The following is a 17099-nucleotide window of genomic DNA, read 5'->3' on the forward strand; positions in this document are numbered from 1 at the left end:
TTGACTAGTTCGGTGCCAGTAATGGTCCACCTCCTTCGATCGCCGCCAGAAGCGCGGCTCGATCGGTCTTTCCGTTCGGGGTGAGCGGTAGGCTCGTGGCCGCCTGGACGGAGTCGACGATCATGTAGGTCGGCAGTTGTCCCGCGCACCAACGCTTGATTTCCAACAGGCCGGGGCGGCGGTCGCCCGCCGGCACCACGACCGCGTGCAGCCGCGCGGCCAGCCCGACGCCGGCGACGACCACCGCGGCCGCCGCGACGTCCGGGTGCGCGGCGAGGACGGCCTCGATCTCGCCGGGCTCCACCCGGTTGCCGCGCACCTTGGCCATGTCGTCGCGTCGGCCCAGATATTCGAGAGTGCCGTCGGATGCCAGCCGCCCGAGATCACCCGTGCGGTACGGCCCACGCTGCGGCTCCCGGCCCCAGTATCCGAGCATCACCGTGGGCCCGTCGGCCACGATCTCGCCCGCCGGGACGTCGCCGCCACCGTCACCGTCGACACCGGTGGACGCCGGCGGGTCCAGGGTCAGCACCGCGCCGCTGGCCGGGCGGCCGATCGGCAGCGGACGGTCCCGCCCGGTGTCGGCGTCGGTCACCTCGTACGACGCACACACGTTGGTCTCGGTGGGCCCGTACCAGTTGAGCAGCCGTACGCCCGGCCAGGCGGCACGCAGCTCGTGCACGTACCGGATCGGCATCACCTCGCCGGCGAAGACGCAGGCCCGCAGTACCGGCGGCGGCCGGCCCTCCAGCATCCCGCCGTCCCGGATCATCAGCGTCAGTGCCGACGGCACCGAATACCAGATGGTGATGCCCTCCTCGCGCACGAATCGGGCCAACTGCACCGGCGCGTACGCCAACTCGGCCGGGACCAGGTGCACCGACGCGCCCGCGCGGAACGCCGCGTAGAGGTCGAAGACCGACAGGTCGAAGTTGAACGGGGCGTGGTTGGCCAGCCGATCCCCTGGCGACACCGCGAGCAGGTCACCGGCCCACTCGACGAACGCGGCCGCGTTGCGGTGGCTCAGGCAGACACCCTTCGGGGTCCCCGTCGACCCGGAGGTGTAGAGGATGTACGCGGGGTCGTCCGGGGCCGGCTGGTGCACCGGTGGCGCGTCGCCCTCGGCCCCCAGCCGCTCCAACTCGTCGAGCGTCACCAGCGGCGGCCCGCCCGGGGCGCCGCCCTTACGCGCGACCCGCTCGGCGGCCGGCCCGTCCGCGACGACGACAGTCGCCGCGCAGTCCTCCGCGATGCGCCACACGCGGGCGGGTGGATTCGCCGCGGACACCGGCACGTAGGGCGCGCCCAGCGCGAGCGCCGCCTGCATGACGGCCACCGCGGCGGCCCGCTTGTCGGACCAGAGCACCACCCGGTCACCCGGGGACACCCCTGCGCGCGCCAGCCCGGTCGCGAGGCGACGCGCGGCCGCCGCCAGCTCGGCGTACGTGAGCTGCTCGTCGTCCGCGATCACCGCCGGCGCGTCCGGTGTACGCCGAGCCCACGCGGCCACGTAGCCGTGGATGCCCGCGCCACCTGGCGTCTCGGACCGGTCCGCGTCCCGCACTGTCGGCACCTCCCTGGTCACGGTCGCCGCCCTCACAGACCCAGTTCGCGGGCGATCAGCAGCCGCTGGACGTCCGACGTACCGGAGAAGATGGTGCTGGGGACGGCGTCGCGGAGCACGGTCTCGATCCCGGCGTCGCGCAGATAGCCGAGGCCTCCGAACAGGCGCACCGCGTCCAGTGCGCTGGCGACGGCCGCCTCCGAGACGGCCAGCTTCGACAACGCCACGTTGAGCTCCGATCCGGTGCCGTTGTCCATCTCCCAGCAGCAGCGGTAGAGCAGCAGCCGCGCCGACTCGGTCCGCAGTTTCATCTCCACGATCCGGTTCGCCACCGCCTGGAAGTCGCCGATGCGTCGGCCGAACTGTCGGCGCGATCTCGCGTGCTCGACGCAGCGCTCGATCAGGCGGTCCAGCAGGCCGACGTATCCGGCGAACAGGCAGGCGCGTTCCCAGCGCATGGAATGTTGGAAGATGGCCGCGCCCTGGCCCGGCTCACCGAGCACCCGGTGCGCCGGCACCGGACAGTCCCGAAAGGACACCCGGCCGGCCGGCGCCGACACGAGCCCCATCTTGTCGAACGGCTCGCCGACCGTCAGGCCGGGAGTGTCCCGGTCCAGCACGAACGCGGTGACACCGAGGTGGCCGGCCGTCGGATCGGTGGTCGCGTAGGTCACCAGCACGTCGGCCACCGGCCCGTTGGTCACGAACGTCTTCTCGCCGCTGAGCAGGTACCCGTCCGCCGTCTGCGTCGCCGTCACGGCGAGCCGTGAGACGTCGGAGCCCGCGCCCGCCTCGGTCATCGCGTTGCCGGCCACCACCTCGCCCGAACAGATCCGCGGCAGGAGGCCCTTCTTCAGCTCCGGCGTGCCGAACCCGGCGATCGGCACCGCGCACGCGAACTGGTGTGCGCTGGCGGCGAACACCAGCCCGGTGTCCGCGCACCCCCGACCGAACGCCTCGACGCGCAGCGCGGTGTCCAGAGCGCCCAGCCCACCCCCGCCGTACTCTGCGGGAATGCAGAGGCCGAGCAGCCCCAGCCGGCCGAGATGCCGCCAGGCGTCACGGTCGTGCAGCCGGCTGGCATCGGCGGTCGGCGCGAATGTCTCCTCGACGCTCGCGCGCACCTCGTCGTACGCGTCCCGCTGTTCAGGCGTCCAGGCGAAGTCCACGCTGCCCCCTCGACCGCGCGATGAGACGGCGCGGCGAAATTGCCGGCTTGCAGGAGCAACCCGGACCGGACTGACATATCCTCAAAGGTCTAGACTTAGGCATTTGATCGGGTCGTGCGCTCGGGCGTACGGGAACTCGTAAGAGGTTGCCTTGACGACGCAGCAGGGATTCGACGGTGGCAACGGCATCCGGCAGGCGATCCTCGACGTCACCCGGCGGGAGATCTCCGAGTGCGGCCTGACCGGGGTGAGCATCCGCAGTGTCGCCCGGCGCGTGGGTGTCGACCCGCGGCTCGTCCGGCACTACTACGGTTCCAAGGAGCAGCTCCTGCGCCACGCGGTGCAGGTCGACGGCAACCCCGTTGAGCTGGCCGAACAGCTCCTGGGTGGCAGCCGCCGCCGGTTGGGCCGGGCCACCGCGACCGCCCTGCTCGCCCACTGGGACAGCCCTCGCACGACGATCTCCTACCGGGCCCGGCTCTCCGCCTCGCTGACCAGCGACGAGATCGCCGAGCTGATGCGCGACGAGTTCGTGCGGGCGTTCTTCGGCACGCTGGCCGAGGGCGTCAGCCCCGACCGGCACGAACTGCGGGCGGCGCTCGCCGCGTCCCAGGTGATCGGCCTGGCCCTGTGCCGCTACCTGATCGACGGCACCGAGCTGTCCCGGCACGACCGCGACGATCTGGCCCGGATGATGGGTCGCACGATCCAGCACTACCTCACCGCCGACCTGGCTGAGTGACGCCCGGCGCGTCGGCAGCCGAGCCGTCCGCCAGCCCGTCGTCGTGGGCGGCGAGCCGCCCGTCGTCCGCCGACGCCCGCTCCCGGACCGGCGACGGCGCGTCATCCCGCCGGCCGGTGACGTTGTCCTTGGTCAGCAGCCGCTTGAAGTCCCCGGGCGCCACCGTCATGACCCACGCCACCATGAGGAGGCGACGGGGCATCGTGAAGTGGTAGTACCGCGCATTCGGGTCGCCGAAGCGGTACAGCGGCGGCACGAAACGGGCTCTGCGCAGTTCGCGGAAGATCATGTCAGCCGCCTGGGCCTGCCTCAGCCCACCGTCGCGTACGCGGGCGAAGACCTCGAAGAACCAGTCCAGCATCTGGCGCAGGCCGTCCGGGGTGCGGAACCACAGCCCGCCGTCGGCGAACCGCTCGACCGGCTCCCACGTGCCGGCGGCGCGGGCATCGTTCGTGGCCCGCTTGAGCGACAGGTGGGCCAGGATCTGCCAGAGCAGCCACACCCGGCTGTACGCGTTCCACAACGCGAAGCTGCCGGCAGCCGTACGGGCCGCGGCCAGCATCTTGTCGTTGAAGTCGATCAGGGCGTCCTGGAACGCCGCCGCCTCGGCCAGTACGGCGCCCGCCGCCTGCTCGTCGCGTATCGCTCGCGGCAGCGCCGCCCCGAGCGCGTGGACCACCTCCGCGGTCATCGTCACGTCCCGGGACAGGAACTCGTCGGTACGGCACGCCGAGCGCTCCATGGCGAACCACCGCGGCCCGTGGGTCAGCGCCGCCCGGCGCTGCCACTGGGCCGAGGTGGTCCAGCCGCCCTCCGCCGTGGCGGACGCGAACTGCTCCGCCAGGCTCGGAAATGGCGCCACCAGCGCCCGGAACGCGGCGTCCGGGTCAGCCGGCAGATCGCCGAACCGGTCGTGGTCCAACCCCACCGTCACGCTGCACAGGTCGTTGGCCGCGTCATCGTGGTTGCGGAAGTCCACCACCTGGATCCAGCCGCCGTCGAAGAGGTGGTGCACCGTCCCCCGCGACCAGGTCGTCGCCCGGTGGTAGTCGCTGAGCCGGCTGCACTCCTCGAACTTCCGGACGTCACGCAGGTAGGCGTGCATCATCCGGGACCGCAACAGCAACGTGCCCGGATCGCCGTCGGCGGACGCCGCCCGCAGCGGTGACTCCTCCCCGCACGCGTCCACCACGAACCGCGCGCTCGCCGTCTCTCCCGAGGCGAAGGCCAGGTGTACGGCATCGGGCGCCAGCCGGACCTCGGTGGTGGACGCCTTCTCCGCGAGCACCGACGCGCCGTACCGGACGGCCAACTCCCGGGCGTACTCGTCGACGACCGGCCGGTAGAGGTGCCACTCGCTGTGCTCCCCCGGCACGTGGAACTGCACCGCGTGCGCCGGGTCGTGCCTGCGGCCCGCGGTGTGGTGCAGGAACGCGAGGCTCTTCTTGATCCCGCTGCTCCGGCGCACCGGCTCCGGGAGGTCCTCGAAGGCGGCGAAGGAGGCGATCTCCGGCACGTCGAACCGCTCGGCCAGCAGGTGCAGCACGGCGGTCGTGTACGGCACGGTGCTGTCGCCCGACGGCAGCACCGTGTCGTCGGGCGAGCCGACGAGCAGAACCCGCAGGTCCTGCTTGGCCAGTACCGTGGCGAGCAGGCCGGTCGCCAGATGGCTGCCCAGGATCACGACGTCGTACATCACCGGGGCGTCGCGTTCGGTGGTGGTCATTCGGTCTCCTAGAAGATTTTCCGGCCCATGAGCTGCTCCTTGCCGGCCTCACGCAGGAAGCCGAGCATCAGCCGCCGCACGTCCGGCGGCGCCTTGGTCGCCGCCCACAGCATCGTTCGGCCGATCTTGAGCGGAGTCGGGTTGATGAACCGCAGGTGGCGGTCCTTCCAGCCCCAGTGGTCCGGCACGAAGGGCGCCCGGTTGAGGTGGTCGTAGAGGGCGTCCGCCGCCTCGTCGCCGGTGATCTTCCCGGCCTCGAAGTCGCCGCACTGCTTGACCATGTCCTCGAACAGCTCGCCGTAGCCCTCGTGGTCGGACCAGTGCAGGCCCGGGTTCTTCACCTCTTCCAGCTCGTTCAGGTGCTTGTCGTCGCCGGTCGAGCGCCAGCGGCGGTACGCCTCGTGGGCGCGGAAGGTGCCGGCGTTCGAGCCCCACGCCCAGATCCGGAAGACGGCCGTCCACAGCGAGTAGTGCTCGAACGAGGCGTACGCGGCGTTCACCAGCTTGTCGTTGCCGTCGAACAGCGCCTGCTGGCGGGTGTTGACCCCCTCGAAGCGGTCGGCCGAGAAGTCGTCGTCGCCGACCGCCCGCAGGATCCGCCAGGCCAGCACGTTCACCGCTTCACAGGTGTTGGACAGGCCGCGGGAGAACAGCGGGTCGATGAACGCCGCGGCGTGGGCCAGCAGCACCCACCGGTCGCCGACGGTGGTCTTGGACGAGTACTGCACCCGGTCGGTGCCCACCCACTCCCGCATCGGCCGAGCGCCCTCGAACTGCGCAGCCATGCCCGGGAACCGCTGCATGTGCTTCCAGAAGTCCTCCTCCGGCGACATGCCAGGCGTCTTCGGGTACTTGCGCGGGTCCATGGTCAGACCGACGCTGCACAGCGGGTTCTTCGAGTCCTTGTGGTTGTTGAACGCGATGACCCACGACCAGCCCCGCGGGAACAGGTGGTGGACCGTGCCCTCGTAGAACGGCACCGGCGGCTTGTCCGCCCCGGTGCGCTTGAACACCTCGTCGGTGGTCTTGAGGTCGATCATGTGGTTCCAGACGGCCCGCGAGTGGTGCTTGTAGCGGCACGGGTCCTCACGCAGGCCGAACTTCTCGGCCAGCGGGGACCGGTAGCCGCTGGCGTCCACCACGTAGCGGCTGCGGAACTGCTCGCCACGGGTCGAGCTGACCGTCACGCCGGAGTCGTCGAAGTCGACGTCGGCGATCGTGAAGTTCACCCGGGCGGTGCAGCCGTACTTGATCGCCGCGTGGAACAGGTACGCGTCGGTGTCCTGCCGGTACATGTGCGGCGTCTCGTGCAGCAGGCTCGGGAAGTTGAACATCGTGACCTGCATCGGGTCCTGCGGCTTGCCCTCCTGGTGGTTCAGGAAGGCGAAGTGGTCCTTCTTTCCGTGCCAGGGCGAGATGATCTTCTGGCAGGCGGTCAGCGTCGCCAGGGTCATCAGCTCCGGCACCTTGTACCGCTCGGACATGGTGCGCAGCGACACCAGCATGTTGGGGATGGTGGACTCGCCGATGGCGAACTTCGGGTGCGCCTTGGCGTCGACCAGCAGCACCTTCGCGCCGTTGCGGGCCAGGATCGCGCCGAGCATCGAGCCGGCGAACCCCGCGCCGAGAATGGCGACGTCATATGTGGCCTTCTCAGCCTCGATCAATTCACTCACCGTGTGCTCCAATTCCTCGTTTTACTTCGGCTCGGGGACGCGCAGCCGGGAGCCGAACACCGGCCAGCCGGAGAGCTTCTGCTTGATTTCCTCGACCGGCTCGAACTCGCCCCGGGCGAAGCGCTTGCGCATGAAGAGGGTCAGACCCTCGTAGGTCAGCTCGCCGATCGCCGGCGGAGCGTCGCGCTTCGCCCAGCGCAGGGTGCCGAGCACCTTGGCGGCGGAGGCGCCCGTGATCCGGATCGCCGGGTCGGCCAGCCCGAACGCCGGCGGCACGAACCGCGCGCGGGCGAGCTGGTCGCGGATCTGCTTGGCGACGTCCTTGGGCTCCGCCTCCCCCGCGTCGACGGCACGCATCATCCGGCTGACGCCGGCCAGGAACTCGAGCACCTCGGCGTGGTCCGGATCGTCCACCTTGGATCTGTCGAACTCCCGCAACTCGACGCGCCACCACGGCCGTTCCATCCGCCTCAACACGGCGGGGTCACGGGTCTTGGAGTAGAGCGCGTAGCCTCGGTTGATCTCGAAGGTGGAGAGGATCTGGGTCAGCGCCCAGACCCGGAACCAGGCGTCCCACAGGTCCCAGTCCCGGAACGCGATGTACGCGTTGTTGACCAGGTCGTCGTTGAAGTCGAGCTGGCCCTGCTCGAGTTCCTGCACGTACTCGAACCGCTCGACGGCGAAGTCGTCGTCCTTGAGCGCGTCGAGCAGCCGCTGGGTCAGCGCGTTGATGATCTCCATCGTGTTCGACAGACCGCGCGAGAACAGCGCGTCGACGAAGCCCGCCGCGTGCGACATGAGGCACCAGCGGTACCCGACCGTCTGCTTCGGCGAGTACTGCAGGCGACCCGTCCGCACCCACTCGCGCACCGGCGTGGCGTTGGTGAACTGCTGCGCGATGCCCGGGTACCGGTCGAGGAACTGGCGGAACTCCTCCTCCGGCGAGCAGTCGGGCACCGGGTACATCCGCGGGTCGAACTGCACGCCGACGCTGCACAGGTCGTTGGTGGACCGGGGGTGGTTGTCGAACGGGATCACCCACATCCAGCCGCCCTCGAAGATGTGGTGCAGCGTTCCCTCGTGCCACCGGGTCGGGTTGCCGTACGTCTCGCGCGGGGCGAAGTCGTCGTACGGCCGCACACCGACCATGTGCGTGAACAGCGACCGGGAGTGGTGTTCCAGCCGGGTCGGCGCCTCCCGCAGGTCGAACTGCTCGGCCAGCGCCGAGCGGAAGCCGCTGGCGTCCACCAGGTAACGAGCCCGCACGGGTGCGCCGGGGCCGACGTCGAGCGTCACGCCGTCCTCGTCCACCTGCACGCCCACGATGCGCGTCTGCTGCCGGATCACGGCGCCGTACTTCGCGGCGACCGTGAGCATGAAGTTGTCGATGTCCTGCCGGAAGAAGTGGTTCTCGGTGTTCAGGATCTTCGGGATCTGGAACATGTTCGCTTCTTCGGGCCGCTGCTGCTCGCCCGGCCGCTGGTAGACGAAGCCGAAGTTCCTCTTCACCCCGCCGGTGGTGTTGATGTGCGCGTACACCGACTCGAAGGTGCTCAGGTACTTGATCTCCGGCACGCCGTACCGCTCGCTGATCAACCGCATCGCCATGGAGGTGTACGGGATGGTCGACTCGCCGACGGCGAAGCGGGGGTGCGTTCCGGCGTCGATCACCAGCGTGTGCGCGCCGTTGGCGGCCAGGCACGCCGCCAGGGTCGAGCCGGCGAGCCCGGAGCCGATCACCACCACGTCGTACATCCCGTTGTGCGCGGCAGCACCTTCCATCATGGACTCCTTATCCATCGGATTCACTTCGGCGTCGGGACGCGGAGCCGCTTACCGATCACGGGCCAGCGCGCGAGAAGGTGCTTGAGTTCCTCGCCCACGGCGAACTCGCCGGGCGAGAAGCGCTTCTTCATGAAGAGCGTCAGGCCGTCGTACGTGAGGTCGCCGACGGCCTTCGGCGCCTTCTTGCGAGCCCAGCGCAAGGTCTTGCCGATCTCGAAGAAGTTGGCGTCGGTCCACTGGTTGTCCGGGTCGGCGAGGCCCCACGCGGGCGGCACGAAGTCCGCCTCGCGCAGCAGCCGCAGCAGCTCGGCGGCCGTCTCACCGGAGTCGGCCCGCCCCTCCTGCACGGCTCGGGTCATGTCGTTGACCTGCTGCAACAGGACCATGACCGCTCCGTACGGCGAGTCCTGCGGGATGACCCGACCCCGCCACCACGGCCGCTCCAGCGGGGCCAGCACCGCCGGGTCGCGGGTGTCCAGGAAGCGGGCGTACGCCCGGTTCACCTCGAAGGTGGCGATGAACTGCCCGAGTGACCAGATCCGGAACCAGGCGTCCCACAGCCGCCAGTCACCGAACGACGTGTACGCGTTGGCGACCAGGTCGTCGTTGAAGTCCAGCAGACCCTGCTCGAACTCCTGCATGTACTCGAACCGCTCGACCGAGAAGTCGTCGTCCTCGATCGCGGACAGCAGGCGGTGCACGAGCGCGTGCATCGTCTCCAGCGAGTTCGACAGTCCCCGGGAGAACAGCGGGTCCAGGAAGCCCGCCGCGTGGGAGGTCAGGCACCACCGGTAGCCGACGGTCTGCCGCGACGAGTACTGCAGCCGGCCGGTGCGGGTCCAGTCACGCACCGACCGGGCCTCGGCGAACTGCGGCTCGATGTCCGGGTACTGCGCGATGAACCGGCGGAACTCCTCCTCCGGGGAGCAGTCCGGGACCGGGTGGATCCGCGGATCGAGCTGCAGACCGACGCTGCACAGGTCGTTGGTGCCCCGCAGGTGGTTGTCGAACGGGATAACCCACATCCAGCCGCCACGGAACAGGTGGTGCAGGGTGCCGTCGTGCCACGGGCTGGGGTGCCCGTACCGGGACTTGGGGGCGAGCTCGTCGTACGGCCGGATGCCGACCATGTGGGTGAACAGCGACCGCGACTGGTGTCGGAACCGGGTCGGCCCCTCCCGCAGGCCGAACTGCTCGGCCAGTACCGAGCGGAAGCCACTGGCGTCGACGACGAACTTGGCCCGGAAGTGGCCGCCGGTGTGATTGAGCGTCGCGCCGTCGTCGTCGATCTCCACGCCGGTGATCCGGACCTGCTGGCGGACCGTGGTGCCGTACTTGGCGGCGACCGTCAGCATCCAGTTGTCGATGTCCTGGCGGTAGAAGTGACTCTCGGTGTGGGTGACCTTCGGGATGGGGAACATGTGGGTCTCGCGCGGGTCCTGGCGCTCCCCCGGCCGGTGGTAGACGAACCCGAAGTTGCGCTTGACCCCGGACGTGGTGTTGATCTTGGACTGGACGCCCTCGAAGGTGGACAGCCACTTGATCTCGGGGACCCCGTACCGCTCGCTGACCAGCCGCATCATCATCGACGTCGCCGGGATGGTCGACTCGCCGATGGCGAACCGCGGATGGGTCGTGCCGTCGACGATCAGCACCTTCGCACCGTTGCGGGCCAGGCACGCGGCCAGCATCGTGCCGGACAGGCCGGACCCGATGATCGCCACGTCGTACTCCGGCGTGCTGCGCGGATGATCAGTCATGTCGATCGAGCTCCTTCATCGGCCGCTGTGGGAGCGGGCAGGTAGCCGGTCCGCACCATCCAGCGCAGGTAGGTGTCGAGTAGGTCGTCATCCAACGGCGGGCATCGGAGGTCGGTGTCCCGCAGTTGTTCCTCGGCGTTGCCGACGGCGTAGTGGACGGCCTCCTCGCCGCCGACCACGAACTCCTGGACCACCGGCATGACCGGGTGCAGCTCGTTCGTGCCGACGGCATAGGTCGCCTTGAGCGCCTGCCACCACTCCTCGACGGGCACGACCTCGACCGCGAAGCCGTGCCGGCGCAGCGCCCGCACCACGTCGGAGAACAGGGCCTTGTACGGGCTCACCAGGTGGTACGTGCCACCGAGGGCCGGGCCGTAGCGGGAGATGTGCACCAGCGCGCTCGCCACGTAGTCGACAGGTGTCATCTCCACCTTGATGTCGATGTCCGGAGCCAACCCGAGCTGCACGCAGCCCTTCATCACCCGAGTGGTGAAGTGGGTGGTCAGGCTCGCGCCGGTGCGAGAGTCGCCCAGCACCCGGCCGGGCCGGTAGATGTCCGCCGGCACGCCACGTGCGCGGGCCAGCTCGACCAACCGCTCCGACGCCCACTTGGTCTGCACGTAGCCGGTCACCAGTCGGCCGGCCGTGGCGATGTCGTCGTCCTCGCCGACGACGTCCCGGCCCGGGGTCGGCAGGCCCCAGATGCCGTACGTCGAGACGTGGTGGACCGCGGTCGGCCGGCCACGCGCGGCCAACCGCAGGATCTCCTCGGTCCCCGTGATGTTGTCGGGGCGGAGCTGGTGGTAGTTGTAGCCGAAGTGCACCCGGGCGCCGCAGTGGTAGATCCCGTCCAGGTGCTCGGACAGCTCGTCGTACCGGTCGTCGGACAGGCCCAGCCTGGGCTGCCCCAGGTCGCCCGGCAGCACCGTGATCCGGTCGACCGCCTCCGCTGGCAGCGGCAGGTAGCGCTGGATGTTGTCCAGCAGCCGCCGCAGGCCGGTCTCCTCGTCGGCGCACCGCACCAGGCACGACACCCGGGCCGTGGTCGTCTCGAGCAGGGTGTGCAGCAGGTAGCCGCCGACGAAGCCGGTCGCGCCGGTCAGCAGGACGTGCCGGGGGTCGCGTACCCGGGCCGGTGGATCGCCGACCACCCGGATGTCCGGCGCGAGGGTCACGTCGGCCGCGATCCACGCCGGGTCACCCGCCTGGTCGGCCGCGAGGTTGTCGCCGGCCTGGTCGGCGGTGGGCTCGCCGCCGTCGGCGGACGTGTCCACCGACCCGTCGGCCAGCAGTCCGGTGAACAGGTCCGCCCACTGTGCCGGGCTGGCGAGGGTGAGCAGGTCACCGGCGCGTACGGTGAGGCCGAGGTCCCGTCGACAGCGGCGGACCGCGTCCATGACCATGAGCGAGTCCATGCCGCTGGCCAGGACGTCGCTCTCCTCGTCGAGGGCACCCGAACCCGCGCCCAGGACGTCGGTCGCCAGCTCGACCGCGTACGCGCCGAGCATCGCCCGCACCCGACGTGAGTCGCGCTCGGCGCGCAGACCGGCCAACAGCGGCGCGTCACCGGCCTCGTCCGTCGCCGGTTCGTCGGCGGTGATCCCGCGCAGCATCGGCCGCTCCGTGCGGGCCTGCATGACCGGCTTGAACACCGACCAGTCCACCGCGCACACCACCCGCTGCGGGGCGTCACCAGCCGCGAGCGCGCTGAGCATCCGGATGCTCTGGTCGGCCGGCAGCGGGCGCAGCCCGGTGGCCTTCAGGAACGCCATCACCTCGGCGCCGAACAGCGCCGAGGGCAGGTCCCACGGGCCCCACGCGACGGACAGGGCCGGCAGGCCGGCGGCGTCGCGGTGCCCGGCCAGCGCGTCGAGGAACGCGTTGCCCGCCGCGTAACTGGCCAGGTGCTGCGAGCCCCAGGTCGCGGCGATCGACGAGAAGCCGATGAAGAAGTCCAGCTGGGCGTCGCGGGTGAGCTGGTGCAGCAGCCAACCGCCGACGACCTTCGGCCGCCACACCCGCCGGTACGCCGCAGCGGTGGCCGCACGGGCGAACTCGGGCTCGGAGACACCTGCCGCGTGCACGACCCCGCGCAGCGGAAGGGGGTTGCCCGCCAGCTCGGCGAACACGTCGGCCATCGCCGCCTCGTCGACCACGTCCGCGGCGACCACGTCGACCCTGGTCCCCAACCGCTCCAGCCGACGTACGGCCTCGATCCGCCGCGCCGCCTCCCCGGTCGCGTCCGCCCAGCCGTCCCGCTCCGGCAGTGGCGTGCGGGCGAGCAGCACGAGACGACCGGCGCCGGCGCGGGCCAGCCACTCCGCGACGGCCAGGCCGATCCCACCGAAGGCTCCGGTGATCAGGTACGTGGCCTCGCCGTCGACCGGCGGCCGACGACGGAGCGCCTCGGGTGGCAGCGGTGCGGGCACCAGGCGCAGCGCGTACCGACGGTCGGCGCGCAGCGCCTGCTGGTCGTCGTAGCCGTCCTCTGCGTCGGCGGGACCGCCGAGGGACGGATCACCGGTGACCAGCCCACCCGTGGTCAGCGCGGCCAGCAGCAGTCGGTCCTCGCCGGGCCGGCGGTCCGGGTCCAGGTCGAGCACGCCGCCCCACCGGTCCGGGTGCTCCAACGCCAGCACCCGACCCAGACCCCAGAGCGTGCCGGCGACCGGGGCAGCGGCGACCGGGGCAGCGGCGTCGGTCGGCACCCGCATGGCAGCCCGGGTCACCAGCGTGAGGCGCGCGTCGGCGCACTCCGGGTCGTCGAGCATCGCGCCGAGCAGGGCGAGGGTCGTCAGGTCCGCGCGCCCGGCGTACTCCTCCAGGCTTCCCGCGTCGCAGTTCGCCGACGCGGGCGCGTCGAGCCCGGTCAGGACCACCGCGAGCGAGGGGCGGACCGGGCCGGCGGACCAGGTGGTCACCAGCTCCCGGACGGCGTCGGGATCGGGCCGGCAGTCCGGACCCTCCCCCACCACCGGCGGCGCGGCCACCGTCACCTCGGCGTCCCGCTCGCGCAGCAGCGCGGCCAGCCCGGTCACCAGCGCGGCGTCCTGACCAGCCGGGTCGGCCACCAGCAGGTAGCTCCGTCCGGCCAGGTCGGCCGGCGGCTGCGGGTACGGCCAGGGCAGGGGCACCCAGGTCTGTTCGTAGAGCAGGTCGGCCGGATCGTCCCACTGCGCCGGCGCGGGCACCGGCGCGACGATCACGTCCTGGGCGTGGCCGATCGGGACGCCGTCGGCGTCGAGCAGGTCGACGGCGCCGGTCACCGTGTCACCGAGGGCGCGCACTGACCCGGCGCGGACCCGCACCGCACGTACGCCGCCCGGTGCCACGGGGCCACTGGCCGCTGCGGGCGCGCCACCGAGCGCGCCGCAGCCGGCGATCGTCGACCCAGCCTCCGGCTCCGCCCCGCCGGCCACCGTGACCGCCGAGCGCGCGGCGTCGAGCACCTCGTGCCAGCCCGCGCCGTCCGGCACCGGGATCTCCGGCATGGACGCCGCGTCCGGATCGGGGTACGGGCGGTCGGCCGGCCACCGACGACGCAACAGTCCGCTGGCGTGACGAATCCACGGCGCGGCCAGCGCCTCGCGTGCCGCCGTCGCACCGAGCAGCTCCCAGGCGGCCGAACCGTCGTCCCGTGCCATGACGGTGAGGCGCAGGTGCCCACGGTCGCCGCTCGGGAGGGACGCGTGGACGGTCAGATCCTCGGCGCACCGCCACACGCCACCCAGACAGTCCGCAGCGGCCCGGGTCGCCACGTCCAGCACCGCACCCAGACCCGGCGACTCGCCGGGCAGCGCCTCGGCCGTCACCTCGTACGCCGGCACCGGTCCCGGTAGGCGGCGGCCGACGCCCGGGATGTCCCCGCCCACGACGGCGGCCCCGGTCTCCTCGCTGTTGTCCGCCGCCGGCACCGGCGCGGCCACCGGCCCGACCTCGCGGAACCAGTAGTGCGCGCCGCGCCACGGCGTCGTCGGCAGCGGTACGGCGCGCAAGTCCGCGCCCTCGTGGAAGGCCCGCCAGTCCGGGCGCGAACCCCGCAGGGTCACGGTGCCGACCGCGCCCAGCACCCCGCGCAGGTCCTCGCCGCCCCGCCGCAGCGTCGGCACGAACGCGCACTCCGGCTCACCGGCGAGAGAACGGGCGGCGAGGGCCGTCAGCACCGGCGCCGGACCGAGCTCCACGAAGGTGCGGGCGCCCGCCTCGTGCAACGCGCGTACCCCGTCGCGGAAGCGGACCGCGCCGGCCGCGTGCCGCAGCCAGTAGTCCGGGCCGACCTCGTCGTCGCCCCACAGCCGGCCGGTCACGTTGGACGCCAGCGGAATGCGCGGCGGGTGGAACGACAACCCGGCCAGCACCGCGCGGAAGGGCTCCAGCATGGGCCGGATCAGCGGCGAGTGGAACGCGTGCGACACGGCCAGCCGCCGGGTGCGCACGCCGTCGGTCGCCAGCCGTTCCAGGACGGTGCCCAGGTGGGCGGCGTTCCCCGAGATGGTGACGTCGGTGGGCCCGTTGACGGCCGCGACGGCGACGGTGTCCGCATACCCGTCGATCGCCGCGACGGCGACCTCCTCGGTGCAGCCGGCGGCGGCCATCGCGCCACCCGACGGCAGCTCGGCCATCAGCCGCGACCGCGCGCTCACCAGGGTCGCGGCGGCGGGCAGGTCCAGCACGCCGGCGACGCAGGCGGCGACCAGCTCACCGACGCTGTGGCCGCCCACCGCCGACGGCCGCAGGCCCCAGGAGAGCCACATCTGGGCCAGCGCGTACTCGACCGCGAACAGCGCCGGCTGGGTGTACCGGGTGTCGTCGAGCGGAGTCGCGCCGTCGGCCCACAACACGTCCGCCAGGGGCCGGGGCAACCCGGTGTCGAAGAGCGCGGCGACCTCGTCGAACGCGGAGCGGAAGGCGGCGTTCCCCAGCAGTCCCCGGGCCATGCCCTGGTACTGGGCGCCCTGGCCGGTGAACAGCCAGGCGACCTTGCGATCGCGGCGGCGGGGCAGCGCGGCGACCGTCAGCCCACGCGGTTGGCGGCCCTGGGCGTACGCCGACAGGACGTCCGCCAGTTCGTCGGTGTCCGCCGCGGTCACCGCGAGACCGTGGGTCTGGACCGCGCGGCCGACATGCGTCGTGTAGCAGGCGTCGCCGAGGGACGGGGCGTGGGGACCGCGCAGCCACCGCGCGTGCCGCTCGGCCATCTCACGCAGCGCCTCCTCCGTGCGCGCGGACGCCAGGAACAGCCCGTACGGCTGCGGTGCGGCGGTGCGGTCGGCACCGACCGGCGGTGCCGCGAGCACGACGTGCGCGTTGGTTCCGCTGGCGCCGAAGCTGCTCACTCCACCGGTGCGCGGGTGACCCCGGTCCGGCCAGGGCGTGCACGAGACAGGCACGCGCACGTGCAGACCGGACCAGTCCAGGTTGGGGTTCGGCTCGCTCAGGTGCAGGTGCGGCGGGATCTCACCGTGCGACATGGCCAGGACGACCTTGAACAGGCCGGCGATGCCGGCGGCCGGCTCCAGGTGCCCGATGTTCGTCTTGACCGAGCCCACCAGCAGCGGGTCGTCGGGGCGGCGGTGCCGGCCGATGACGGCTTCCAGCGAGCGCAGCTCGATGGGGTCACCGAGCGAGGTGCCCGTCCCGTGCGCCTCGACGTAGTCCACGCCGTCCGGCCCGACGCCGGCCTGGGTCATGGCCGCGCCGACGACGTCCTGCTGAGCGAGCGGGTTCGGCACGGTGAGGCCGCTGGAACGACCGTCGTGGTTGACCGCCGAGCCACGGACGACGGCGACGATCGGGTCGTTGTCGGCCAGCGCGGCGGACAGCCGCTTGAGCACCACGACACCCGCGCCCTCCCCACGGGCGTACCCGTCGGCCGACGCGTCGAACGTCCTGCACCGTCCGTCGGCGGACAGCCCACGGAACTTGCTCATCATGACGAAGCCGTACGGGGACAGCAGCAGGTTCACCCCGCCCGCCAGGGCCAGGTCGCACTCCCGCAGCCGCAGCGCCTGGCACGCCTCGTGCAGAGCGACCAGTGACGACGAGCAGGAGGTGTCGACGACCTTGCTCGGCCCCCGCAACCCGAGCAGGTACGAGATGCGGCCGGCCAGGAAGCTGGGCTCGCCGGTGAGCTGGTAGAAGTCCACGTCGTTGATGTCGCCGACGGCCTGCCGGGCGCGTACGTAGTCGGTCGTGCTCAGCCCGAAGTAGACGCCGGTGCGCGAGCCGTCGAGCCGGTCGGGCGCGTAGCCGGCACGCTCCAGCGCCTCCCAGCAGATCTCCAGCGCGATGCGGTGCTGTGGGTCCATGCCCAGCGCCTCGCGCGGGGAGATGCCGAACGCCTCCGGCTCGAACCGGTCGACCTGGTCCAGGAAGGCGCCCCGGATCGTGTAAGCCTTGCCCGGCTCCTCCGGGTCCGGGTGGTGGTACGCCCGAGCGTCGGCGCGCTCCGGCGGGAACTCGGAGGTCGTGTCCACCCCGTTGCGCAGCAGGGTCCAGAACTCCTCCGGCGAGTGCGCCCCGCCGGGAAAGCGGCAGGCCATCCCGACGATGGCGATCGGCTCGTCGAGCCACCCGTCCCGGCTGTCGGCCAGACGACGGCGCAGATCCTCGATGGTGCGCAGCGCGTCGGCCATCAGCCGTCGGCTGTCCGGGGTACGCGGAGCGGTCGTCGTCAT

The 17099-nt window shown here is 71.7% G+C and carries 8 protein-coding genes; 1 reads left to right on the forward strand and 7 read right to left on the reverse strand.

Annotated features, from left to right (window positions below; all coding sequences use genetic code 11):
- Positions 1-4 precede the first annotated feature (4 nt).
- Together ACGFH9_RS22620 and ACGFH9_RS22625 are read right to left on the reverse strand one after the other, a co-directional pair.
- Entirely contained in the window at positions 5-1585 is a 1581-nt protein-coding gene (locus tag ACGFH9_RS22620; RefSeq protein ID WP_393222479.1) for an amino acid adenylation domain-containing protein, read from the reverse strand.
- A gap of 11 nt (positions 1586-1596) precedes the next feature.
- Positions 1597-2733: an acyl-CoA dehydrogenase family protein gene (locus tag ACGFH9_RS22625; RefSeq protein ID WP_393222481.1), complete on the reverse strand. Its 1137-nt coding sequence runs from the start codon at positions 2731-2733 to the stop codon at positions 1597-1599.
- Between the two features lie 151 nt (positions 2734-2884).
- Between ACGFH9_RS22625 and ACGFH9_RS22630 the strand changes: the two genes are divergently transcribed.
- Positions 2885-3475, forward strand: coding sequence for a TetR family transcriptional regulator (locus ACGFH9_RS22630; RefSeq protein ID WP_355236247.1), 591 nt, complete (start codon positions 2885-2887; stop codon positions 3473-3475).
- Here the strand turns inward: ACGFH9_RS22630 and ACGFH9_RS22635 are convergent.
- Genes ACGFH9_RS22635 through ACGFH9_RS22655 form a run of 5 tightly spaced genes read right to left on the reverse strand, consistent with a single transcriptional unit; the run spans position 3453 to position 17099 of the window.
- Complete coding sequence (locus tag ACGFH9_RS22635; RefSeq protein ID WP_393222484.1) at positions 3453-5201, reverse strand: NAD(P)/FAD-dependent oxidoreductase; 1749 nt, start codon at positions 5199-5201, stop codon at positions 3453-3455. The two genes, ACGFH9_RS22630 and ACGFH9_RS22635, sit on opposite strands and share 23 nt — an antisense overlap.
- An 8-nt stretch (positions 5202-5209) precedes the next feature.
- Positions 5210-6877, reverse strand: coding sequence for an NAD(P)/FAD-dependent oxidoreductase (locus ACGFH9_RS22640; RefSeq protein WP_393222487.1), 1668 nt, complete (start codon positions 6875-6877; stop codon positions 5210-5212).
- Positions 6878-6898: 21 nt separating this feature from the next.
- Positions 6899-8677, reverse strand: coding sequence for an NAD(P)/FAD-dependent oxidoreductase (locus ACGFH9_RS22645; protein ID WP_393222490.1), 1779 nt, complete (start codon positions 8675-8677; stop codon positions 6899-6901).
- 5 nt (positions 8678-8682) lie between these two features.
- The gene (locus ACGFH9_RS22650) at positions 8683-10422 is read right to left on the reverse strand and encodes an NAD(P)/FAD-dependent oxidoreductase (RefSeq protein ID WP_393222492.1); all 1740 of its coding nucleotides are present in this window, start codon (positions 10420-10422) and stop codon (positions 8683-8685) included.
- A complete protein-coding gene (locus tag ACGFH9_RS22655) occupies positions 10419-17099 on the reverse strand; it encodes a thioester reductase domain-containing protein (protein WP_393222495.1) in 6681 nt (2226 codons plus the stop codon). Before ACGFH9_RS22655 ends, ACGFH9_RS22650 begins: the two co-directional genes overlap by 4 nt.

Source organism: Micromonospora sp. NPDC049102 (assembly GCF_043197485.1).
Taxonomy (GTDB): domain Bacteria; phylum Actinomycetota; class Actinomycetes; order Mycobacteriales; family Micromonosporaceae; genus Micromonospora.

Bases quoted from the DNA above. Each gene is read 5' to 3' on its own strand.
- ACGFH9_RS22655 (WP_393222495.1), bottom strand. From the start codon at position 17,099: ATGACGACGACCGCTCCGCGTACCCCGGACAGCCGACGGCTGATGGCC.
- ACGFH9_RS22650 (WP_393222492.1), bottom strand. From the start codon at position 10,422: ATGACTGATCATCCGCGCAGCACGCCGGAGTACGACGTGGCGATCATC.
- ACGFH9_RS22635 (WP_393222484.1), bottom strand. From the start codon at position 5,201: ATGACCACCACCGAACGCGACGCCCCGGTGATGTACGACGTCGTGATC.
- ACGFH9_RS22645 (WP_393222490.1), bottom strand. From the start codon at position 8,677: ATGGATAAGGAGTCCATGATGGAAGGTGCTGCCGCGCACAACGGGATG.